The sequence below is a fragment of the bacterium genome (assembly GCA_040755755.1).
GTDB lineage: Bacteria > SZUA-182 > SZUA-182 > DTGQ01 > DTGQ01 > DTGQ01.
Genome location: JBFLZW010000060.1, coordinates 1 through 22,142 on the forward strand (window position 1 = coordinate 1; position 22,142 = coordinate 22,142).

14 protein-coding genes are annotated in these 22,142 nt (G+C 51.3%); 4 read left to right on the forward strand and 10 right to left on the reverse strand.

What is annotated here, in order from left to right:
- The first annotated feature begins 143 nt into the window (after positions 1 to 143).
- The 3 genes from AB1611_17535 to AB1611_17545 all read left to right on the forward strand — a co-directional run bounded on the left by AB1611_17535 (position 144) and on the right by AB1611_17545 (position 5,268).
- Positions 144 to 914, forward strand: coding sequence for a fumarylacetoacetate hydrolase family protein (locus tag AB1611_17535; GenBank protein MEW6381386.1), 771 nt, complete (start codon positions 144 to 146; stop codon positions 912 to 914).
- A 14-nt stretch (positions 915 to 928) separates the two neighbouring features.
- Positions 929 to 1,966, forward strand: coding sequence for a methionine synthase (locus tag AB1611_17540; protein MEW6381387.1), 1,038 nt, complete (start codon positions 929 to 931; stop codon positions 1,964 to 1,966).
- Positions 1,967 to 2,247: 281 nt separating this feature from the next.
- A complete protein-coding gene (locus tag AB1611_17545; GenBank protein MEW6381388.1) occupies positions 2,248 to 5,268 on the forward strand; it encodes a fibronectin type III domain-containing protein in 3,021 nt (1,006 codons plus the stop codon).
- Positions 5,269 to 5,319: 51 nt separating this feature from the next.
- Here the strand turns inward: AB1611_17545 and AB1611_17550 are convergent, their stop codons facing one another.
- The 8 genes from AB1611_17550 to AB1611_17585 all read right to left on the reverse strand — a co-directional run bounded on the left by AB1611_17550 (position 5,320) and on the right by AB1611_17585 (position 16,411).
- Positions 5,320 to 5,868, reverse strand: coding sequence for a phosphoribosyltransferase family protein (locus tag AB1611_17550; GenBank protein ID MEW6381389.1), 549 nt, complete (start codon positions 5,866 to 5,868; stop codon positions 5,320 to 5,322).
- A gap of 164 nt (positions 5,869 to 6,032) precedes the next feature.
- Complete coding sequence (locus AB1611_17555; protein MEW6381390.1) at positions 6,033 to 6,905, reverse strand: hypothetical protein; 873 nt, start codon at positions 6,903 to 6,905, stop codon at positions 6,033 to 6,035.
- A 262-nt stretch (positions 6,906 to 7,167) separates the two neighbouring features.
- On the reverse strand, positions 7,168 to 7,635 hold the full coding sequence (gene grpE / locus AB1611_17560) for a nucleotide exchange factor GrpE (GenBank protein ID MEW6381391.1): 468 nt from the start codon (positions 7,633 to 7,635) through the stop codon (positions 7,168 to 7,170).
- 8 nt (positions 7,636 to 7,643) lie between these two features.
- Complete coding sequence (locus tag AB1611_17565) at positions 7,644 to 7,910, reverse strand: hypothetical protein (GenBank protein ID MEW6381392.1); 267 nt, start codon at positions 7,908 to 7,910, stop codon at positions 7,644 to 7,646.
- On the reverse strand, positions 7,910 to 10,030 hold the full coding sequence (locus AB1611_17570) for a tetratricopeptide repeat protein (GenBank protein ID MEW6381393.1): 2,121 nt from the start codon (positions 10,028 to 10,030) through the stop codon (positions 7,910 to 7,912). The genes AB1611_17565 and AB1611_17570 overlap by 1 nt, the downstream gene beginning before the upstream one ends.
- Before the next feature lie 87 nt (positions 10,031 to 10,117).
- The gene (locus AB1611_17575; GenBank protein MEW6381394.1) at positions 10,118 to 11,086 is read right to left on the reverse strand and encodes a LysM peptidoglycan-binding domain-containing protein; all 969 of its coding nucleotides are present in this window, start codon (positions 11,084 to 11,086) and stop codon (positions 10,118 to 10,120) included.
- Positions 11,087 to 11,088: 2 nt separating this feature from the next.
- Positions 11,089 to 13,455, reverse strand: coding sequence for an Hsp70 family protein (locus AB1611_17580; protein MEW6381395.1), 2,367 nt, complete (start codon positions 13,453 to 13,455; stop codon positions 11,089 to 11,091).
- A 286-nt stretch (positions 13,456 to 13,741) separates the two neighbouring features.
- Positions 13,742 to 16,411, reverse strand: coding sequence for a PAS domain S-box protein (locus AB1611_17585; GenBank protein ID MEW6381396.1), 2,670 nt, complete (start codon positions 16,409 to 16,411; stop codon positions 13,742 to 13,744).
- A 1,511-nt stretch (positions 16,412 to 17,922) separates the two neighbouring features.
- Between AB1611_17585 and AB1611_17590 the strand changes: the two genes are divergently transcribed.
- On the forward strand, positions 17,923 to 18,381 hold the full coding sequence (locus tag AB1611_17590; GenBank protein ID MEW6381397.1) for a PAS domain-containing protein: 459 nt from the start codon (positions 17,923 to 17,925) through the stop codon (positions 18,379 to 18,381).
- A gap of 253 nt (positions 18,382 to 18,634) precedes the next feature.
- Here the strand turns inward: AB1611_17590 and AB1611_17595 are convergent, their stop codons facing one another.
- Positions 18,635 to 21,097, reverse strand: coding sequence for an SUMF1/EgtB/PvdO family nonheme iron enzyme (locus AB1611_17595; protein ID MEW6381398.1), 2,463 nt, complete (start codon positions 21,095 to 21,097; stop codon positions 18,635 to 18,637).
- The gene (locus AB1611_17600) at positions 21,043 to 21,888 is read right to left on the reverse strand and encodes a hypothetical protein (GenBank protein ID MEW6381399.1); all 846 of its coding nucleotides are present in this window, start codon (positions 21,886 to 21,888) and stop codon (positions 21,043 to 21,045) included. The genes AB1611_17595 and AB1611_17600 overlap by 55 nt, the downstream gene beginning before the upstream one ends.
- Positions 21,889 to 22,142: the final 254 nt, after the last annotated feature.

Below are 22,142 nucleotides of genomic sequence, written 5' to 3' on the forward strand. Positions count from 1 at the left end.
ATATGTTCTCATATTGTCGCTCATGATATACTCCTTTTTAATTATTTTTTCAATTACTTAGAGTATATCATGAGCGACAGCTAATGTGTTCTCAATCTATTTCTAAAAATGTGTCCGGTAGTGAGGATACTATTAAGGATACTATGATCAGACGATTTGTACGATTTTCGACCCAAAGTTATACCGGCTATGGCCTGCTGGATGAAGGTGAAGAGAAAATAAGGGAGATAGAGGGCTCTCCATTCGGAGAGCACCTTGTGACCGACCGCTGGCACGATCAGAGCCAGGTCAGGATTTCGCCACCCTGTCAGCCCTCCAAAATCGTAGCCGTAGGGCTTAATTACCGGGACCATGCCAGAGAGTTGAACCTGCCCGAACCGGATGAACCCCTGCTCTTTTTGAAACCACCGAGTGCGGTCATCGGCCACGAAGGGACGATCATCATCCCCGCAATGTCTCAGCAGGTCGAATATGAAGGGGAATTGGCAATTGTCATCGGCAAGCGGGCCGGGAGGGTCAAACCGGAAGATGCGGCTGACTATATTGCGGGCTATACGTGTGCCAATGATGTTACTGCCCGTGACTTACAGAAAAAAGATGGTCAATGGACCAGGGCCAAATCCTTCGACACCTTTGCCAGCTTTGGTCCCTGCCTGGTCTCAGGGCTTGATGCGGATAATCTTGGCATTCGTACCTACCTGAATGGCCAGCTCCGGCAGTCGTCACATACCAGTCAGTTGATTTTCTCTCCCGCTTTCCTGGTGAGCTTTATCTCCCGGATTATGACCCTGCTTCCGCACGATATAATCCTTACCGGCACCCCGGCCGGGGTAGGCGCTCTGCATCCGGGAGATGTGGTGGAGGTGGAAATCGAATGCCTGGGGAGGCTGAGAAACAAGGTTATTACCGAATGAAAGGAGGAATCACCATGAAACCGGATTTCACTCCAAACTGTCTGGCCACAGGTATCGGCAGTCTGCCCCATACTGAAGCTCAAGAGGCATGTGAGCTGGTTATTCAAAATTTGCCGGATATCCCCTTCTGGCCGCAGATGCCCAAAAGAAGCCCTAGGGAAAATATGTACTGGCAATACAGCGAGAACCTGCCGGGTCTGACCTTCGAGGATGACCGGATGTTTATCCGTACGCCGGAGGATTTTTCCGCCATAGAGCGGTTTTATGAACATTTTCTGTCTGAAAATCTCGATTTTTTCTCGATCAGCCAGCCCTATGCAGCCGGATTCTATAAGCTGCAGGAATATCAGGACCATCTTCGCACTGCCTGGGCGGTCAAAGGGCAGATTACCGGGCCGATCAGCTACACTTTGCAGGTTACCGACGAAAACCGCAAGCCCCTGCTCTATAATGATGAGCTGAAAAGCATAGCGATCAAAAACCTCCTGCGCAAGGCAAACTGGCAGGAGAAAATTCTCCAAAAATTCAATCCCCGCACGATTATTTTTCTGGATGAACCCTACTTGACTGCGTTCGGATCAGCATTTACCAGTCTCAGCCTGGAGCAGGCCAGAGAATGCTTGGAGGAGGTCCTGCAGGGAATCGATTCTCGTACCGGCATTCATTGCTGTGGAAACACTGACTGGTCACTTCTTTTGGAGACTTCCATCGATATCCTCTCTTTTGATGCCTATGAGTATGCTCCTAACCTCCTGTTATACCAAAATCAGTTAAGGAAATTCCTGGATCGCGGGGGAACCATTGCCTGGGGAATAGTGCCCACCAATGAGGATGCCCTCAAAACCGCTGCAGCCTCTGAGTTATTGGAAAAGCTGGAAAAAATCTGGCAGGATCTTGCCAGGCTGGGCATTGACCGGGAACAGCTTACCCGCACCGCCCTTATTACTCCAGCCTGCGGTCTGGGGACAGTGCACAAGGATATGGCAGCCAGGGCACTGACTCTGGCCAGGGATATTTCCCAAATGCTGAGGGGAAAATACCGGCTGGAGTAAGGCAACCGATGCATTTTGCCGGTATCCTTTTCATCCCGATGCACCAAAATATATCAAAAATTCCGGCTTTTCTCCCTGCCAGCCGGGAGATGTTCAATTATCTCCAATAAAGTCAAGCTCATTTTCATGGTCTCTTCTGGCATCTATCTTGCTTTGCCTTAATCAATGGCAGAGCCGACTATTCCTATCTACAGATGCCTTTTCATCAATCAAGGTAAATAAGAACGATCCTATTGGTCTGGAGGTGGCAAATCATGAGTTTTGGCTGGAGAAGATCATGGATGAGCACTGGAGTGTTACTTTTGGGTATGATTTTGGGCAACCTGGTCCTCGCAGGGAGTGCCCGGGCTTTTCTTTCCCGGAAAAATGGGGAACCTCAGCGTAACTATACCTATTATATCCAAAGACCGGAAAGAGCCAGAGGAGAGGTAGCTCGATCAGTGACCAGAGAAGAGAGGAAACAGAGCTGGCAGGAGTTTGAGCGCAGGCAGGGAAAAGGCCGATGGCAGGCTCAATCCTGGAATACGGCAACCGGCATGCTTCACCGGGCCAGTCGAGTTACGAAGCCTGCACCGTATGAAGGGCTCTGGCGCAAACTCCTCGGGAGCGAGGATGAGCTGGTAGATGATGCCATCCAGTTTGTGGAGGAGAATCCTGAGCTCTTTCAATTAGGAGCATCCGGTATCAGGCTTGCCAGAATGGCTGAAATGTCGGGGATTTGGTATCTGGATTTTCAGCAGGAATACCAGGACATTCCGGTTTATGGCAGCCGTATCTGGTTTCAATTTGACGACTCATACCGGCTCATCTCCTTCGGAGCGGATGCCTATCCCGGTATCAAGCTTGAGGCGAGGCCGCTGATCGATGAAGCTCAAGCCTGGGAAAGGGTCAGCCAGCATCTGGGAATAGATTCGCCGGGAACACCGGGGAGCGGATACGAAGCGAGCCTCGTCATTCTGCCCGTCCGGTTCGGAGATGATCTGGAGTACTTTTTAGCCTGGATGGTGGATGTGAGCGGAGGTATATGGCGGTATTTTGTGGATGCCCGCAATGGCCAGATCATCAGCCGCTATAACCGCTCCCGGGCAGTAGTATCCGGGACGATCAGAGCCAGAATTTTACCCCAGTTCTACGATGATGCCCCCAGTGAAGTGGGATTGAGAGACCTGTATGTCTACCTGCTGGATAAGAATCAGGTATATAAGGCCCTCTTCGAGGATAACGATACAACTCCCGCCGGATGGAAAACGGAAGGGATGTGGGCCTATGGCCAGCCTGAACCACCGGCTGATTCATCCAATCTGATGACTACGGGACATGGCGGTCCTCTGGACCCGGATTCAGGGTATACGGGGCTGAAGGTTTTTGGATATAATCTCAAGGGAGATTACACCAATTTGATGCGCCCTGCCTATCTGACTACTCCTGACATCAGTTTCACCAGGAACCCAAGATCTAAACTGGTCCTGCGGTTTTGGCGATGGCTGGGAGCATATAAAGAGTATTCTGAAGATGAAAATGGAAACCGTACCAGCTACGATCGCGCCTCGGTTGAAATTTCCGTGAATAACCGGATAACATGGGACACTATCTGGTCCAATGCCAGTGGGCAGATTGAAGATGCCTTCTATCAGAAATCCGCGGGAGTTGGCTGGAACCTCCAGACCTTTGATATTTCCCCTTTCATGAATGATGGCAACCAGATAAATATTCGCTGGGGCATAGGGCCGACCGACAGTTCGGGAGTCTTTTGCGGCTGGAACATCGATGATGTGGAGGTCGTGGAAAGCCTCGTCAATCCAAATACTACTGCCAAAGGAACATTTAATACTGCCCCGGGTAACTATCAAACCGATCTCAATGGAAACTTCCAGTTTCCGGATGTCTGGCCGGGCAAAAATGCATTTCCCAACAAACTGGCCCTCACCGCCAAGCTGGCAGGGAAATACGTGGAGGTAAATAACGAAGACAGCTGGGATGCTATCTGGGTAGTCGAAGGAATTGATGACCTGGATTTCCAGGATCCCAATTACACCCGCTTTGTCTGGAACCCGGAGGATCAGAACAACGGAATTCCCCCGGCCAGCCTTGATACCCCCAGTGTCTACTCACGCATCAGCAGCTACGGTGAGTTGAACGTTTACTACCACATCAACAGGCTCCTGCAATATATCAAGAAGCTTGACCCGAAATACGATGGCATGTGGCGGAATGGGAAAAAAGGCCCCGTAAGAGCGATCGTTGGATGGGGAGATTATTATACCAATGCCTTCTGGACTCCGGAAAACCGGATATACTTCGGAGAAGGAGATGGCAAGCTGGATGGATACCGTGACTTCTCCCTGTTCTCCGATATTATTTACCATGAATATACTCATGCCATAACCGAAAGCTTCTACTCATTTTTCCAGCCTCATCCTGATGCTGCCCTGGGAACTACCAGCACGGATACAACGTCAACTCAGCCCCAATTGACCACCGAGCTTGATGCCATGCATGAAGCCTTTTCCGATTACTGGGCGGCTGCTATGACCGATGACCCCGATATCGGCAATGGCGGCTTCTGGATAGGACACGACTATGTACGGAGCCTGATTTACGACGATCCGAACGACCCTTACGACGATCCGAATGATTATTTAAGATATCCGGAAGACTATGGTGATGATGCTTATGTCAACAGTCTGATTCTGTCTCAGGCCATGTGGGATGTCCGGAAAAAAATCGTGGAAGTGTACGGGGCAGAGCTTGGAGTAGAAAAAGCAAAAGAAACGGTGGACAATCTCTTTCACCGCGCCCGAATCAGCGGTTCGACGACCTTCGCCGATTACCTGCAGGATGTTATCACCCACGATAACCAGATTAACCAGGGGGAATATTCGTTCTTTATCAAGGAACTGTTCGGCAAACACGGCATCAGCAGAACCCCTCTTGCCCCCAGCAATCCCGTGGCTACAGTGAGTGACCGCGCAGTCCACCTGACCTGGGAAGCATCTCCTGACCCTGATGTTACAGGCTATCATGTCTATTACCGGACAGAGAACGATATCGAAACCACCAGGGAGGATCCCAGCGTCCAGAGAGATGCCGGGAATGTTACTTCTTTTACCGTTGACGGCCTGACCAATGAAACGACCTATGTTCTCAAGGTCAAGTCATATAACGAGTATGGCACGGAGAGTGAATCTTCCGACTATGTCTATGCCACTCCCTATGATCCGGCAACACGGTCCTCGACTGTTACCGGAGGGGATAACAACGATGTCGGCATCTGCTTTATCACGGCCATCCGGCGGAGATAACCTCCCGTATCAATAGTCGAAACGAGGGAGGACCTGGTGATCAGATGCAGGCTATCCGAAAATTATCTGATACAGGTCCTCTCCCTTTTGCCGGATTTCTTCCTCGGTAAGCCCCTTGAGCTCATGAGGGAACACAACCCATCGATCGACCACTCTCAGATAAAAGTCGGGAACTATGTTTGTCTGGTTCTTGCACGGCTTGAAAAAGACGGTCGCCACTTTAATCCTGAGCTGTCTTTCCCCGGCCCTTTCCTGAATTGTCCGGATTACCGTGTCGAGGGTGCGGCCGGTATCGAAAATATCATCCACAATCAGGATCCTGTCACCATCCTTCATGAGCGTTAAGGCATGCTCCAACCCATCGATGTGCACTTCCCCCGGACATTCGATGCCCCGATAGGCATGCACCTTGATAACCGTATGGGCCAGATTCAGACCTTTAAAAGTCAAAAACTCATGAATGGCGATTCCCGGAGGGGTACCTCCTCTCCAGATTCCAATCAGCAGGTTCGGGGAAAAACCACTCTCATAAATCTGCCGGGCCAGAGCGAATGAGTCAAGCAGCAGCCTGTTGGCATCGATAAAGTCTTTTTTGATCATCACAGATCCTTTCCTGGGAAAGTTTTTTAGAGTAACCTCAGCACTACTATTTTATGAGAGACGAAGAATTATTTCAAGGGGATAATTCAGGGGAGAGTTGATTGAAACGGTAACAGGGATGGCTGGTTACAGCCATCCCTGATATTTTTAAAGATTACCGGAAGTTACAACCTGCCAACCGAAAATGTACCGGCGTCGGTTTTCAGGAAGAGCGGATCATGAATCAGGTAGGATCCCTGAATGATTGCCGGCAAGGTCAAGGTTGCTGCACTGAAGGTGCAGGTCAGGGTCAGAGAATAGGTGACGAGGCTCAGCGGATCAAAGTAGTTGCCGCTGAGAGTGAAAGTTGGAGCATTGTTGGTGCCCGCCACATTGATAGCTACCGGAATCAGCTTATTGCTGAGCAGCCCGGCTGTGCCGGTAACGGAAACCGTCAGGATGTCATAAACAAGGTTCATAGTCATGACATTGGTGGTAGAGGTGAGTACGCTCGTCCAACTGCCATAATATATCCCCGTAGGATCAGGATAGACGGGAACGGTAATAGTCACCGTGGGAGTAACCGCAACCGTGGTCGCAAGTGCAGGAAGGAGAAGACTTGTTCCTCCTCCTCCAGTGAGAAGGACATCCGCTGTCCTGCCCAGGGCTTCGGAGCCATTGCTCAAGTAATACCTTGTCAGATCATAGGGATAACCCAGTCCGCCAAGCCCATACAGACCGAGTCCGCCGTACAAGCCGCCATACAATCCATAAAGCCCGTATAATCCCAGCCCGCCGAGTCCGTAAAGCCCATAAAGCCCAAGGCCGCCGTACAACCCACCGTAGAGACCGTACATTCCGCCGAGACCGTACAAGCCGTACAGACCGCCATAACCATAGAGACTGCCGCCGTAGCCATAAAGGCCGGCACCATACAGCCCCCCATACAAGCCGCCGAACCCATAATAGGCATGAGCACTTCTCTGAGTCATAAAAATTGCCGTACCAGAAAGTAATAAAGCAATGACCAAAACCTTGAACCGAGACGAGCTAAACATAAATCAATCCTCCCTAACAAAAAAATTCCACTAACCTGTTTCCCCCCCTGAACCTGAGAAATACAAAATGTCGATGACGTTGCTGACTTGATAGAAGTGTCTAATTATTATTGACGGACCAGAGAGAGAAAAATTACTAAAAAAGAAGTCAGGAGTCAGAAGTCAGGAGTCAGAATAAATACTTCTGAATCCTGTCTTATAACTGCTTTTCACTGACCACTGACCGCTCTCTTCTGACTTCTGACTCCTGACTTCTGACTCCTTAATTATTTAAGACCGTAATCACTTCGGCAGGCCGGATGACCTCTCCGTCTTTCTTCCGGTACCCTTTTCGCAGTACCGAGAGAATCTCCTCGTTTTCTTTCCCCGGCAGGGCTTTGGTTTCTACCACCTTGCAGAGACCGAAAATGGCCTTATTATCCGGAAATTCAATTTGTTCTACCCCCCGTTGAGAGAGTATCCGCAATATCTTCCGGTAGACGGAGCGAAAACTTTGCATGGCCATCCGGGCGGACTTGTCCCACCCCTGTTCTTTTGCTTCAATGCTCTGAAATATATTTTCAAATGCATCGAGAACCTCGAAAAGTTCCAGGTATAGTTCCTTTTCCCATTGCCGGTGATCATTCTGGAGAGAAGTAAAGGCAAAGGAAAGGTCAGCAATCTGCTTCTGAAATCCAATCAGCCTGCGGCGGATTAATTCCTTGGGTGTGTGCGGAGGAGTCGCTGTCATGAGCGCGGTTAGAACCTGTCAAAGGAATGAAGCAATTCGAGATCGTCAATGCTCAGGTGTTTTTCCGGCAATTTGACTTCCTGTGCCCATCGCTGGCTGTCCAGAAGGTAGATAAATGCCGCTACCCTTCGGGTTCTTGGATTCATCAGCTCTTTCTGGGCATCGGCGATTTGCCGGGTTGTATGATCTTTCCTCTGCAAGGCCAGAGTCACTGCCCGGATAATTTCCTGCTGGGTGGCGTCTGGGGTAATCTGCAGGATTCTATACGGATTCATTATTCAACCTCCCTCTCCAGGTCCTCAAGTTCATCCAGGATATCGTCAAGAACGGGATGGTCAGGGTCAACCTTCTCACAATTCTGATATAAGTCCCGCAGAAAGAAGATCTTCTTTTCCCGGCTAAGGGGTGCATTATCGAATTCATCGAGAACCGTGTCAACGAAGTCAAAAAATACTTCTTCTATTTCTTCATTCTGGGCACTGGCGGCAATAGCGGCCGCTTTTTTCACATTTCCCTTGCCAAGCGCCCTGGCCATCTCATTCACAAGGTGCTGGGACTCCATCTCGCGGAGTCCGGTCCTGGCGAATTCGTTATCCGGATTCAGGTCCAAAGCCTTCCTGCAGATGCGCTCTACGTCCTGGGCCTTGATCAATCCTTTCGCATGCAGGGTATTTGCCTTGTAACTCATGATATAGGAGGCCATATCCAGAATCTCCCTGGATTTGATATGACGGACCAGAATCTGCATCACCTCGTCCAGGGCAACCAGTTCTTCCGGCTCGGCCTCGATCTTCTGTGCCAGTTGGATAATCTCTTTTTCGTACTCTTGAAACCGCTGAATCAGGGGAATGGCCTGAGTGAAATATTTCTTCAGATTGGTGGTCTCTCCCTTGTGCAGCTTCTTCATACCCAGCCGGAAAAAAATCTTCTGCCGACAGTAGCCGATAAATTCATTCTCTTCCTGGGCAGGCAGTGCGGCCATAGCCTCCTCAAGTCTCCCCTGATGCAGCAGCAGGTAACTCGACCGGGCTGAAGAGAACAATGCCCCCACCGTCCAGAACCGCTCATCCGTCTCCCATTCAGATCGCACCTCGCGCAGCCTTTCGAGAACGAGGGGGGATAAGCCAAAGTGCCCGGCAAAATCCGGAGTGCACAGGATTTCAGCCAGGGATGGCTCCTTGTGTGCAGCCTCATGGAGAAAGGTAATGGATTGCCGCTCCAACTCCCAGTGACTCAGTATCTCTTTCAGCCCTTCCTCGCCCTGACTGGTTTTATAGTGCTGGATCAGTTGCTCAAGTTTGTCCTGGAGGTCGCCGGTCATCTGCCTGCGGTCATCATCATCGGCGGCAGGCGGCCCGGATGGAAGCTGATATTTTGGGTTATAGATGACCGTCAGCCAGAAAGTAATGGCCTGCGGCAGGTACTCAGCAGCGGTTTCAGCCAGCCGGAAATAGACCTTGGCCAGAAAAAAGGGTAAAAAATCCTCATACCCTCCCTGAGACTGCAGGGAGAGAAGAAAGTCCAGCATGGCTTTGAAATTTCCCTGTGTCCAGAGGTGTTCGAGGTGTTCCAGGCTCATGGACCTGACACTCGCTCGAACCAGAGGGTCAGGACAGCACGAGAGGAGATCGACCGCCTCCTGATAGGCAGCATCGAATCCCCCTTCAATCCGTGATCTGCCGCGGAGATCGCACAGGGCTATTTCAAGGAGATGCTGCTTCTGCCGCGCTAATTCCGGTGTGTCCTGACTGATCGACTCCCATTGCCTGAGGGCCTTGCTGTATTGTCCGGTCCTGGCCAGAGCATACCCTGCATAATAGCGAGCTTCGGGCTCCTGTGAGGAGGTTGACTCGAGAAATCTGACTGCCTCGGCATATGCGCCCTGCTTCACCAGACAGATGCCGATGCGGTGCCTGGCTTCAGGATTCTCCTCCAGCTCCATGACCTCCCGGTACCGCTCTATGGCCTCGGCGTAGCGATGATCGGCCTCGGCCTGATAGCCGGGTGCAAGAGTCGGTTTGGGTATTTTGCCCAGCAGCCTGGTTACGACCGCCCGGATTTCCTTATTGTCCCAGGCTTCAAGGGAGCGATGAAAAACCTTGAGCGCTTCTCTGAGCTTTTTCTCCCGTTCGAGCTGATACCCCTCTCTCACCAGGTCCTGGGCCCTGGCCATTCTCTGTGCATTCTCCTCGCAGATATGGATCCGCCTTTGAACCTCTTCCGATGGCCAGATCTGATATGCCTGCCCAAAATGGTGTTTGGCCGACCCGAATTTTTCTTTTTGAAAAAGTTTTTCCGCTTTTTCCAGAAGTTCCTGATATTTTTTCCTGCTTTCACGATTATCAGGAAATCCCTGGCCGGATTCAGTTTCTTTGCGTTGAAGATTTTGTTTCATATTGATTTTCCTTTATTTTAAAAATAGAAGCCAGGAGACAGAAGTCAGGAGTAAGAATAACGGCTCTTTTTTCCTGACTCCTGTCCTTTAAAGATCAGGCAGCGGAATTTTAATCTTCTGACCAGGTTCAAGGCGAAGCTGAGAATTCAGGCTCTCGATCCTGGAATACTGATCGTCAGTCCGGAAAAATTTTCTGGATAAGGTTTCCGGAGTATCTCCAGCCTGGACCTGGTACCACAAAAAAGCGAGCGAGCCATGCCGCTCGACAGACCGGCTAAAGACAATGGCTGCATCCTTTGGATTTTCCAATACCTTGAGCCGCTGGCCGCCTTTTATCTCGAAGACGCTCACTTGCGGATTCATGGCCAGAAGCACCGGATAATAACGACCGCGCCCGTAGAACCTGTCTGCAATCGACCACAGGGTATCCTGGTCTGTGGCTTCATACCAGAAAAACGGGGCTTCCTTCGGCCTGGAGGCCCTGTCCTTGCGGGGGGCAGGGTGCCTGCCGGCAGTCCGGTCCGGCATGGAGGCTACGGGACGGACGGCTTTGGGGACCGGCACGGGCTTCGCCTCCTGCGCTTTCGGCTCAGGCTGTGCTTTATGCTCAGGGCTCTTGCCCGTGTCAGGCGATTCCCTGCCGATATCCTCGTGCGAAGGAGCTCCGAGCGTCATCGCTTCTTGCGCCGCTTCCTTTCCCGGCTCTTTCGCAGGCGCTTTCGCTTTTTCCGACTCGATCTTCTTCATCAGAGCCAGCATGGTCTGGTTAACATATTCCAGCCTGCTTTGATTATCCGCCAGGGTCCTGACAATCCGGAAGTTCTGGTAGAACATCCATCCCAGGCCCATGAGAAGGATAACGACTGCCGTTAATCCCAGCCACCATATCCTCCTGCTCCCTTGCGGGCTGACAGCTCTGACTGCTGTTTCCTGATGCTCCGGCAGTGCATCCAGAACCTGGAAACAGGTCAAATCCGCATTGCACTGAGGACATTGCTGCTCATCCATTGGGATCTGCTCTTTCTCGCAGATCGGGCAGCGCTGAACCTGTTGCATTCCTATTTGGCTATTCCTTTCTCCACTTTTATTCTCTGGGTTCTCTCAAGCTCTGCGATTTCCTCAACCTCCGGCATGATTTCATCGACCAGGCTCTTGAATTTCGTAAAATCGGATTTTTCCAGACAGGTGTGCATATTATCCAGATAGGTGCCAATACGCTCAGCCTTTGGAGAGTTATGCTGCCGGTAATAGCTGTAGGCTCTTTCCAGCTCCATGAAAATCACAGCCAGACGATGTTTGCTCACTTCGTCGCTCAATTCCTTCGTCAGAGCAACGGTTTCCTCATAGCTGCCTTCCTGGTCGCTTTTTTCAAGCTTTTGGAGTACCTTTTCCACCGGCTCGATTTCCTTCGGATTCATGAAAATGCGGCAATTATTCAGCATGGCTTTGGCATAATTAATGGTTCCCCAGGGCGATTCATCGTGCTCCAGCATCTTATTGGCCTTATCCAGCTTCTGCCTGGCCCGCTCGTACCTGTCCTCTTTGACCTCGCCGGTCTCAGGATCGACAATCTGGTTAATGTCCTGAATAATGCCCACTGAGCGATGAATAAGGTCGTGAACCGCAAAAAACTGATGTTCTTTGGCATTAGCATGGCGTATGGTTTCTTCCAGGGACAGAAAGAGCTTTTCATCGGCTTTCCCGCGGGAGAGTGTCCGGGATATCTGGATATGCGGCTGGTCTTTCATCCTGGCCGATACTTCGATGATATTATTTTCATCTATCCGGAAATCGCAGATTATCTCCGGCCTGGCATCTTTTTTCCTCTCCCCTTCTGCTTTTGCTTCCGCTTCGGATTCTTCGCCGATGCCAAGCCATAGGTCGCCGATGGATTCTTCCACCTCATTCACCATGTTGAAGAATTTCAGGTGAACCAGTTTTTGCTCCGGGTCAACCAACTGAAAGATTTCGGTTTTCTCTACAGGCAACGGCGTATTTTTGGCCACCAGGAGATAGCGGGGATTATTTTCCAGGTGGATGTAGTAATCATGCGCTGCTGAATGGACGATTTCAACCACGCCGGTTTCCATCAGGTATTTATCCAGATCGAATCCACATTTTTTGCAGGTCCTGTCAGCCTGCGACACTTCTTTTCCACACTCCGGGCACTCGTAGCTTTCCGACAGCCGGTGAGAGAGGATCGCCGCACCTTCGGCTACTGACAGCATGGGTTTTTTGTGAATCATGACCTTATCGGCCCCGAATCTTTCCGCTACCTTTCTCTGCACCAGCGGGATGCAGGATGATCCGCCGACCAGGAGGACCTTGTCAATCATCTGCGGAGTAAAGTGGAGCCCCTCAAGGATACCCTCCATGAGCTGAACGCTTCTCTCGACCAGGGGCTGAATCAGGGCTTCAAACTCCTGCCGAGTAATTTCCACCTCGACATTCAGGATGTTTCCCTCCTCGTCCTTCAGGATACCCAGAATATCGAAGAAGGCAGTTTCCTTTTCACTCAGTTGGATTTTCGCCCTCTCAACCTTTTCCCGCAGCTCGCCCAGAAAACGGTTTTTCGTATCCGAGGGGAGCTTTTGGATCAATTCCTTTACATTCACTCCGGGATAATTCCTTTCGATCAGGCCAAAGACATGCCCCATCAGCAGGTTGTCAATATCATTGCCGCCAAGCCACATGTCCCCGCCCTTGGCCTGCTCGATGAACTGCCCTTCGACCATGGTCAGGACCGAAATGTCGAAGGTCCCGCCTCCGAAATCATAGACCAGGATGGTATTGATGTTCTTGTCACGGGTCTGATCGACACCAAAGGAAATGGCGGCGGATGTCGGCTCCGGCAGGAGCCGCTGCACCTTGAAGCCAGCCTGGGCCGCTGCTGTTCTGGTGCCGTGCTTTTGCTTGTCGTCGAAATATGAGGGGACGGTAATGACTGCGTGCGTTACCTTTTCGCCCAGCTCTTTTTCAGCATCTTCCTTGATTTTTTTCAGGATCAGGGCTGAAATGTACTCAGGCGTATGTTCTTTTCCATTCAACATTACAGCGATGCTCTGCTCGGTGCCGGTCGAAAGGGGCCTGATCCGATAGCTGACCTTATGCTCTCTGATAATTTTCTGTACTTCTTCATTGGTGAAGCTTCGCCCGATGATGCGCTTGATGGACACAATGGTATTTTCAGGATCCTGCTTCATCCAGGCCAGGGCATCCCGGCCGACAATATAGTTCTTCTCCCTCTGGGTAACACATGAAGGAGTGAGCTCTTCCTGCTCGGCATTCTTGAGGATTTCAGTGTGAACCCGCTTGATTCCAAACACCGTGTTGGTTGTGCCAAGATCAATCCCTATGGCCTTGCCGGGTTTCCCCTCATGTTTTGCCCTGCCAAAAAGGGAGAAGGAATTTAATAAGCCACCCATTTTTTAATTTCCTCGCTTTTTTCTGCTCATTTTATTAGTTCTGTTTACTTTGAAACGCGATAGATTTGTACTGGATTTATATTATATCATAAAAGAAAGGATTTACAAACCCCATAAGTTAAGGCCAGATGTTCCCCATCTTGGATGAAAGCCTCCATAACTCCCCTCCCCCTTGAGGGGGGATGCTGGGTGGGGGTGATGGTTATTCTTCACCTTCCTCATCGAGAAAAGGAACATGGGGACATCTGAGTTAAGGCCATTACGGAGAATATTGAGAAAATCTGTCTCACTGAAGCCTGCGTTCCGCGTAAATACCCAAAAGGCCCAGAGCCCCATCCCCGGAACCGCGGACCGCCTGCAGGGAGAGCTCCAGCGAAATCTCCTGCCCTCCCTGAGCCAGATGCACCACCTTCCCCTCCCATCCTCCTTTCAGTGCCTGGCCGATAATCTGATCAACGATATCCACCGAAAGGCCGGGGCCAAAGAGGAATTCAACCGGCTGCCCCATGAGCTCATCCATAGGGTAGCCAAGCCGCCGGCAAAAAGCGGCATTGGCCAGAATAATCCGTCCGGTCCGGTCGGTCAGGATTATGTATTCGGGCAGGGCATCCACCGCCATACGGAAAAAGGATGTTTCCCTCCGGAGATCATCCAGCTTTTTGGTCAGCCACTCTATCCGGCCCTTGAGGTCGCTCTCTGCCTGTTTGAATTGAACCATATCCCTGATTACCACCTGGATGACCTGATGGTCCCCGCAAGCGACAATGTTGGCATGCAGGTCCACCGGGAACGATCCCCCCTCTTTTTGCCGGAAAAAGCTCTCGATCCGGCAGGTTTCACCCGCAGCCACCCGGTGTAAGAATTCCCGTATCCTGCGCTCCTCATCAGGGAGATGAAGCTTCCAGAAAGCATGATCGATCAACTCCTGATACGGATAGCCGGTGTACTGAACGACCCGGTGATTCACTGCCTGAATTTTCCCTTCCAGGGTGCAGATAACGATCATGTCGCTCGCCTGGTCGAACAGGGTCTGGAACTCCTCCTTGAGAATCCGGGTTTCCTTTTCAATCGCATTCCGGACAATGAGCAGGGACAGGTCTTTTGCCAGGGCGGCTACCAGCTCCTGTTCCCTGTTCGTATACCCTGCCGGCCGGTCAGCCAGGCAGATTATGCCGATCACCTCCTGGTCTGAGATGATCGGCACTCCCAAAAAGGAGTGAAAGGAAAACCGGCCAAAGGAGAGGACCGTGCGATTGGCTCCGCTTCCTGACCACGGCATGCCCCGGGAACTGGTATTGATGATCTGGGGTTTTCGCTGCCGCATAATGTCTCCCAAAACGCCGACCGGACGAAATACCTGACAGCCTTTCTCATCCGCCGTTTGAACGGAAAGCCCCAGGCTGGCCAGGGGGACCAGGTTGCCATCCTTATCTTTCAGCAGGAAAAGACCAAAAGGACTGTCAGTCAGCTCCAGTGATTCCTCCAGGGAATATTCAGCCAGTTTTTTCAAATCCCGCTCAAGGAGCAACCCGGTTGAAACCCGGGCCAGCAAGACCAGCTTTTCATTCTGCCGGGTGATTTCTCCCTCCTTTCGTTTCTGCTGCGTTATATCCCGGATGATAGCCGTAAATATCCTGCCTCCGGCTGCCTTGCCCGTCGATGTAGACAAATGAACGGGAAATTCCTCTCCGCTCCTCCGTAAACCGAAGGTTTCAATGGGCTCTTCAGTGGAGACACCGGGCGCTTCAGTGGAGACACCATGCTCTCCAGCGGAGACAGCACCGGCAGGGCTTTCATCCACCATGCTCCGGATAAAAGCGTGTTTATAATCCCGGCGAAGCCTGTGAGGGATCAGCAGGCCCGCCTTCTGATTCAGTATCTCTCCACGCTTCCAGCCGAAGATCCGTTCCGCTCCCGTATTGAAGAAAAGTATCCTCCCTTCCTCATCTATGGCCATCATCCCGTAGGCAGCCGATCGTGTCAAAATCCGGTAAATATCCACCTCTCTTTTCAATGACCTGATCTTCCGGCTGACTGAGGCCCTCATCACCTGAAAGGCCGAAAATACCGATCCGATCTCATCATGCCCGACCTCGTCATGAGGGGTTTCACCATGAGGGATATCATTATAAGGGGTGTCGTCTCCGGAATTTTCCTCCCGGCTGAAGACCGCCATTCCTTCCGACAGATTTTCCAGCCGATCAATGATCGATGTTTTGGCAAAAACCAGCCAGATCAGCACCATCAGGACTGTAAGACCAAGATTCAGCCACAGGAATCTCTCTCTGGCATGTTCCAGGAAAAGGGCCTGCGGCCGGACAGGAATGATAATCGAGATGGCCCCCAGAACAGGACCATCATTGACTTTATCATTATTGACCTTATCATCATGGCCCTGACCATGACACTGCAAACAGAATTCTCTGGCCCGGAGCGGTTTCAGACAGCGAAGAGCTTTTTTCCCCTGAAACGATACCAGCTTGACGTATTCACCTTCTTCCCCCTGATCTTTATTCCGCTCGAAGACCGCTATCCCTTCCCGCTCAAAGGAGTCTGCCATGTTCTCTGGATTACGGGGATTACAGGCGACATAGCGAACACTCAGGGAAAGAGTTTTCTCAAGGATCCTTTCCATGCGCCCTGGCCGATGACCGATATGAGAATGAAAATTCCCTGCCGGTTCCTGAGACGCATTTTCAGAATGAGTCTCCATCCTCCCTTCTTCTTCCCCCGCCGCATCCATTGAACCCATTGAGCTCATTGAGCCCATCTCATACCAATTCTCATGCAGGCTCCGGGCCACCAATCGTGCTTTTTCTCTTGCTCCCTCTACCCTGGCCAGGTATTCCCGGCGATACGTGAGGAAACTGACCACCAAAGACGCAGGCATAAAAACCATGATAATTATCAAACTGAACTTTTTGGTCAAACTCCATCGAACCGCTTGAGGTCGCATTCTCTTCCATTCCCTTGTTATATCGTAACTACTCAGGCACAAAGGGGCAAAGGCACAGAGGCACAAAGTTACCTTTGCCTCTTTGTGTCTATTTGCTGCTTAACTTCCCAGCTAAATCGCCCAGCATGCATTATATCTTCTTTGCCCCTTTGTGCGAATATATTTCACCTATCGGCTAATTCCCCGGTCGGAGGTTCAAAAGAAAATCGCTCATACTTGGTTGGATAGTTACCCCTCCTGTCTCCTGACGGCAGGTGAGACGGTTCACTGTCAAACACTGATCAGAGGCATCTCGCAAGGGTGGGGCTGCTTTTTTGCCCCACCACTATCGCATGGGCAAACCATCGACCAGGGTAAAAAATCTTACCTCTATGAAACCCGGCCTCCCCTCCCCCAGGGGCCAATGTCATTAACTTAGGGGCGAATTTTTCTCCCTCGCCCCTCTTGAGGTTCAGGGGCGGACAGTTTTAATTTATCAGAGGCAGCCTCCTGTTGTTACACTATAAGGGAGCGAATGCTCCTCATAATCCATCCCTCCCCCTATTGAGGCAGGGAGCCCCTGTGGCAGGGGAGGTTAGGTGGGGGTGAACAAAAACAAGTTCTTCCCCTCCCTTTAAGGGCAATATCTCTGATGTTAAGCTACTTACCAGGAAAGCCCCTCACCTGCCCCAGGTACTCCTGAAATTCCCCCGATGCCGGTAATTTAAGGATAGGTACAGCTCCATAGAACGTATGGACAAACCCGTAAAAGTTGCCGGTTCCTCATCTTCACGAGCCAACGTTTTCAACAGGTTCGAAGCAAAATTTCCTGGCACGGGATTTGCTTATTACCTCTGTAGTTCGAATCGGTCGCGCCTGGTGATTTCAAAAACCACAGCTCATGAGGCTCTGCCTCATTGTTCGGGGAAAAGAATAACCAGGAACAACTGATTCAGAGCGAACGTACTACCAATTTCATATTTTTTTACCTCCTTCGGCTAAAGGGAGTGCGAGCGGCTCTTTGCACTCCCTTGCTCTTACCTTTCAGGTGCTGGAAGGATAGCCCGGAGAGCAGGTATCTTTCCCTGCCCGAATGGACCTGTTCTCCCCTACACATTTGTCGAACACGGAAACCTTACAACTACCAGCATAAGCCATTAAAATTGCGAAGTATTCACGCTCCACTCATTATTCTGCCGATCTGAGAGGTTCGACAATTTTGTCACCCCATAGATCATGGTGAGCGAATAAGTCCTGGTAAATCAGTTGCTTATCTGTTGGCATTCAACTTGCTATTTAGTTAGTTGTTCTCAATAACATCATGAGAAGCAAAACGGAATTTGTCGCCCGGATTTTCTCAAGCAGCGACAATATGACTTACCGAATATCTGCTTTGTTCTTAAGGAAATATTTTCCAGGAACAAGACTTACTATGAATAAGACTTACTATCATAATCATAGAAGAGAGGAGTCAAAATATGCAGACAGAGCGAGTTGAAAAGACCCGTAAGCAAAAAAGATTGATGCAGACTATGATTAGAACCAACAAGGATTTGTGGGATACCAAAAAACGGCTGGAAAAAAATTGCAAGGATTTGAAATATAAACTCAAGCAAAACGAGCAGGAGTTGTACCGGGAAAAAAAGATCGGCCTGGCTCTCTATGAAAACATCACCAGCGGATTGCTCATTATTAACCGGGACCACTCCATTGCTTACGCTAACCCCGCAGCAGAATCGATCACCGGCTACTCCAGGGAGGAGCTCCTTCACTCCGACTGCTTTAATCTGCTTTCCTCTGCGGATTGCAGGGGAACCGGCCTTTTGCTTCCTCCTCCCCTGAAAAAGGATTCCCAGGTTAAGCTCAAAAGCCACATCCATAAGAAAAATGGCCAAAAGATCAAGGTAAGTTTGCATATTCAATCCATTGTAGATGAAAATAACCGATTTTCAAAAGGATTAATCCTGTTTAACCCGGAAGTGCAGGTTTAACAGATTGTATTGACGTGTTTATCATCGACACGAGCATCATTGACACGAGTATCATTGACACAAGCCATCACCCCTTATTTCCTCTCTCCCATAAAAGGCCAGCTCTTTTCTACCTTCAAGGAGCTGGCCTCCTCCTTTTGCTGCATGGTGAAAAAGGCATTGGGGAAAATCGTACGATTTCTTGAAAATGATCAATTCTTGCATAATCTTTGCCCTGTTTTTCAGATTTTCAGATAGTCAGAGGTTCAGAGGATCAGACTGAGGGGCCACGAACTACACGAAAACCGCTATAGTTGACCCGGCTACTCGGGACGCTCCAGTAACGGGCGGCACAGCGCAGATTGACCTGGTAGCTGAGGAACGAGCCCCCGCGAACCACGCGGCCTTCACCATTCTTCGGGCCAAGAGGGTCTTTCACTACGCCCTGCCGAGCACAAAGCTGGTAATACTTCTCGCTGTACCAATCCTGGCACCATTCCCAGACATTACCGGCCATATCGATCACCCCTTCAGGCGAGCAATTATCAGGGAAAATCCCCACCGGCGCGGCCTTCCCTGTCTCGCTTTCATAAAAATTGGCGGTCTCCGGTGTTGGCTCATTACTACCCCAGGGATACTTTCGATATTCCTGGCCAGGACCGCGCGCCGCGCGTTCCCATTCAGCCTCTGTGGGCAGCCGTCCTCCGGCCCAGCAGGCAAAGGCGGCAGCTTCATACCAGCTTACGGACACCACTGGCCTGGAAGGATACTGCTTTTGATCCTCCCACTTTTTCGGCTCCCTGTACTTACCAAAGCCGCCTGTTGCTTGCCAGTATCGATTATTCTCATACCCGCCATCTTCAATAAACCGCCGGTATTGCTCAACCGTGACCGGGTATTTACCGATGCGATAGGCAGACAACTCAACCTGGTGGACCGGTGATTCATCATTCCGGGCATCCTTATCGAAATTTCGCTCCGTGCGCTTATCCCTCTGTGCCCCCATCCAGAATAATCCCCCTGGAATCTCAATCATCGGCCCAGTCCTGGGATCACCCTCCGCCAGTCTCGGATCACCCGCCTGAGCCAGGGCGTCGGCAGCCTCAATGCGCACTTGCATCGGCACATTCCGGTAGGCGGCCTTATCAAAAATGCCCATGACCTGGCGCATAATCTCAGGATAGGCCGGGTTGGCGGGCTTATACCTATAGGGTGCCAGATCGCGCTCGATACCGCCTGAAAGCCCCACCTTTCTGGCCAATTGCGGCAGGGTCTCATTGGTTCCCTTCTGCGGTCCCCGGGTGATGATTTCGTCAATCAGATGGTTGATTTTATCCAGACCCTGTTTATACAGTACGCCACTCAGCAGGAGCACCACCTCACGCCATTCACTGCTGGAGAGCCGCTCGTTTTCAAACAGTATCTCCAATTGCTTCGCCTCCAGAAGGCCGGCGATCTCAAATGCTGCCAGATACTCCTGGAAGCTCAGATGCCAGAATTCAAGACGGTGGCTTCGCTCGACGATGATGCCGCTGTCCAGCATTTCTTCGCCCAGAAATCGCTCGGCCAGCTCAACCGCCGTATGTTCCCGGTTAGAATCAAATTCCGCAGCCAGTTGCTCGGCAGCCCAGCGCAGCCCTACCTGCCTCTGGCGGCCATCAGGATGAATGAACATAGCCAGGGCCAGCTTCTGCAGGAGCTTGCGGGATCGATCGACCGAAAGGCGGCCTGGGCGCTGCTCTCTGGCACGCAGCAGCCAGGTAATGACAGACTCATAGAGCTCGGCGCGCTGCTCGGGCAGGCGGTTTTCATTCCAGTGGACCACGGCCAGGGCGGTAAGCATGACCGGGGTGCTGGCCATCCGCCGGATCTGCGGACTTGACTGGAGCGCGCCAATAAGCTCAGCAAGGTGCTGCCGCGATTTCTCCGGCGCATCAGGGTAAAGCGCAGAGCTCCATTGGGTCAGAAAGACCTTCATGGCCTGCTCATCGAGAGGCGCAATCTCTGCCAGGGCAAAGTCTCCCTCGGGCATGACTTTGCCAATAAGCGCACCCGGCCTGCTGGTCAGGACAAGGCAGCATTTGGGGTAGGCCCTGAGCAGATGAGCGACCAGGGAGCTTATGTTTTGGCGCATTCTTGAATTCGGTGCCTCATCCAGGCCGTCGAGCATGATCAGACAATGCCCCTCCTTCATTTCCCGGCGAAAGTCCTCGGCTGAAACCTGCCAATCAAATTCTTTACTCTGCTCACCGAGAAAGTGGAACAGCCATTCTGGGCTGTCTTTGTGTGTCGGCGAGTGAGCGGGATCTTTAGCTTTCCATTCGTGGATATGGTCTGCCAACCTGCCCAGACGGACAAAAACAGGCAGGGGCGGCTGGCCTGGCCAGATGATCTTTGCTGCGGCACTGGAGGCAGACTCTTCCCCCAGCCATTTCTTACAGAGCGTAAAGGTGATCAGCCGCAGAAAAGTGCTTTTTCCGGCACCGGGATCGCCCTTGATGATCAGCCCGCACCTGTGCATGGCTTCCTTCATGGTTTCCTGCAAGGATATTTGCAGAGCTTCATGCAGGGACATTTCACCTGCCATCATTCCTTCATCAGGGTGCAGCCTGCCTTTTCCATCGCTTTTCCGGAATGACCGGCCCGCAACACCGGCAGTCTTTAAAGGAATATAGAGCTGATCTATGCCGAATTGATGGACCTTGCCTTCACCGGACACCAGCCCCCGAATGTCCATATATCCTGTCTCCGCCTTGAGATAGCCGAGGTAGCGGTTAAAGTCCACTCCACGAGCTCAAGGGAAAAACCAAGCCTGTTACCCAGCATGCGCTCGATTTGGGCCACTACGGCACCGACTTTTTGCCGCTCGGCATCGACATCGCCGGGAGAGGAGAGAAAAATGCGGATTTTCCGCACAAAGGTTTTTTCTCCGGCAGCAGCGTCCCTGCCTTTATCACTGGGGAGCGAATGCTCCCTGGTCCGGATTTCTGGCCGTTGAGGGATAACTCGGTGGGTGATGGTATCGGCTATCCTGTGACCATCGGGATTCTGGATGATGTACACATCTCCGTGTACAGTGTTAATGACACCAGCAGGATTCTGGCTCCCGGTGATGATGGTGCTATCACTCACCCTGCCGCCGATAGCTGCACCGCCAGCCCCGGCGGCCACAGCTCCCGGCCCCTGGGCAATAGCCCCGTCGCCATGCGATACGGCATGACAGACCGGCCTGTCAGCTGGTGCATACTGCTTCAGAAGATCGAGCAGGGCCTGAGCCTGTCTTACGATCTCATCATCCTGGCTCGCGTTAGCGCTTTTGAGTACTTCCTTTAGTGCTTCCTGCCCGTCTTTAGAGTCTGGCTCCTCATCTAACCGATCAAGGGCGACCTTAGCCCCGGCTCTGTTGCCAAGCTTGCGGGCAATAAGGGCTTTCAGTCCCGCGTAAGCGTCCTTCATTCCCTGCGCAGTCACATCCTGAGCTGCGGCCGCCGCACCGGCGGCCAGTGCTGCTATGATTGTTCTCTCCATTCCTTGCCTCCCTGCTATTTACCTTCTCCCTCCTTAAGAGGAATATTTCCTTGCTCGTACAGCTCTTGATACCATTCAAAATACCCTTTAGTTGATACTCTTACATCAGAAATTTCATAATACTATTATTATTGGATAGAATCCAATTAAATTTCTCTGGATCATTAAGGAGTTGGGGAGCAGGTGTCAGGTCCTGACATGGTACATAAAGCGCTCTTATGGGAAAGACGGCACGGCAGTGTTGTATTTTTCCC

Excerpts from the sequence above, each read along its gene's own strand:
- AB1611_17540 (MEW6381387.1), top strand. The coding sequence starts at position 929 with ATGAAACCGGATTTCACTCCAAACTGTCTGGCCACAGGTATCGGCAGT.
- AB1611_17550 (MEW6381389.1), bottom strand. The coding sequence starts at position 5,868 with ATGATCAAAAAAGACTTTATCGATGCCAACAGGCTGCTGCTTGACTCA.
- AB1611_17595 (MEW6381398.1), bottom strand. The coding sequence starts at position 21,097 with ATGGACATTCGGGGGCTGGTGTCCGGTGAAGGCAAGGTCCATCAATTC.
- AB1611_17565 (MEW6381392.1), bottom strand. The coding sequence starts at position 7,910 with ATGAATCCGTATAGAATCCTGCAGATTACCCCAGACGCCACCCAGCAG.
- grpE (MEW6381391.1), bottom strand. The coding sequence starts at position 7,635 with ATGACAGCGACTCCTCCGCACACACCCAAGGAATTAATCCGCCGCAGG.
- AB1611_17535 (MEW6381386.1), top strand. The coding sequence starts at position 144 with ATGATCAGACGATTTGTACGATTTTCGACCCAAAGTTATACCGGCTAT.
- AB1611_17575 (MEW6381394.1), bottom strand. The coding sequence starts at position 11,086 with ATGCAACAGGTTCAGCGCTGCCCGATCTGCGAGAAAGAGCAGATCCCA.
- AB1611_17590 (MEW6381397.1), top strand. The coding sequence starts at position 17,923 with ATGATTAGAACCAACAAGGATTTGTGGGATACCAAAAAACGGCTGGAA.
- AB1611_17600 (MEW6381399.1), bottom strand. The coding sequence starts at position 21,888 with ATGGAGAGAACAATCATAGCAGCACTGGCCGCCGGTGCGGCGGCCGCA.
- AB1611_17580 (MEW6381395.1), bottom strand. The coding sequence starts at position 13,455 with ATGGGTGGCTTATTAAATTCCTTCTCCCTTTTTGGCAGGGCAAAACAT.
- AB1611_17545 (MEW6381388.1), top strand. The coding sequence starts at position 2,248 with ATGAGCACTGGAGTGTTACTTTTGGGTATGATTTTGGGCAACCTGGTC.
- AB1611_17570 (MEW6381393.1), bottom strand. The coding sequence starts at position 10,030 with ATGAAACAAAATCTTCAACGCAAAGAAACTGAATCCGGCCAGGGATTT.
- AB1611_17585 (MEW6381396.1), bottom strand. The coding sequence starts at position 16,411 with ATGCGACCTCAAGCGGTTCGATGGAGTTTGACCAAAAAGTTCAGTTTG.
- AB1611_17555 (MEW6381390.1), bottom strand. The coding sequence starts at position 6,905 with ATGTTTAGCTCGTCTCGGTTCAAGGTTTTGGTCATTGCTTTATTACTT.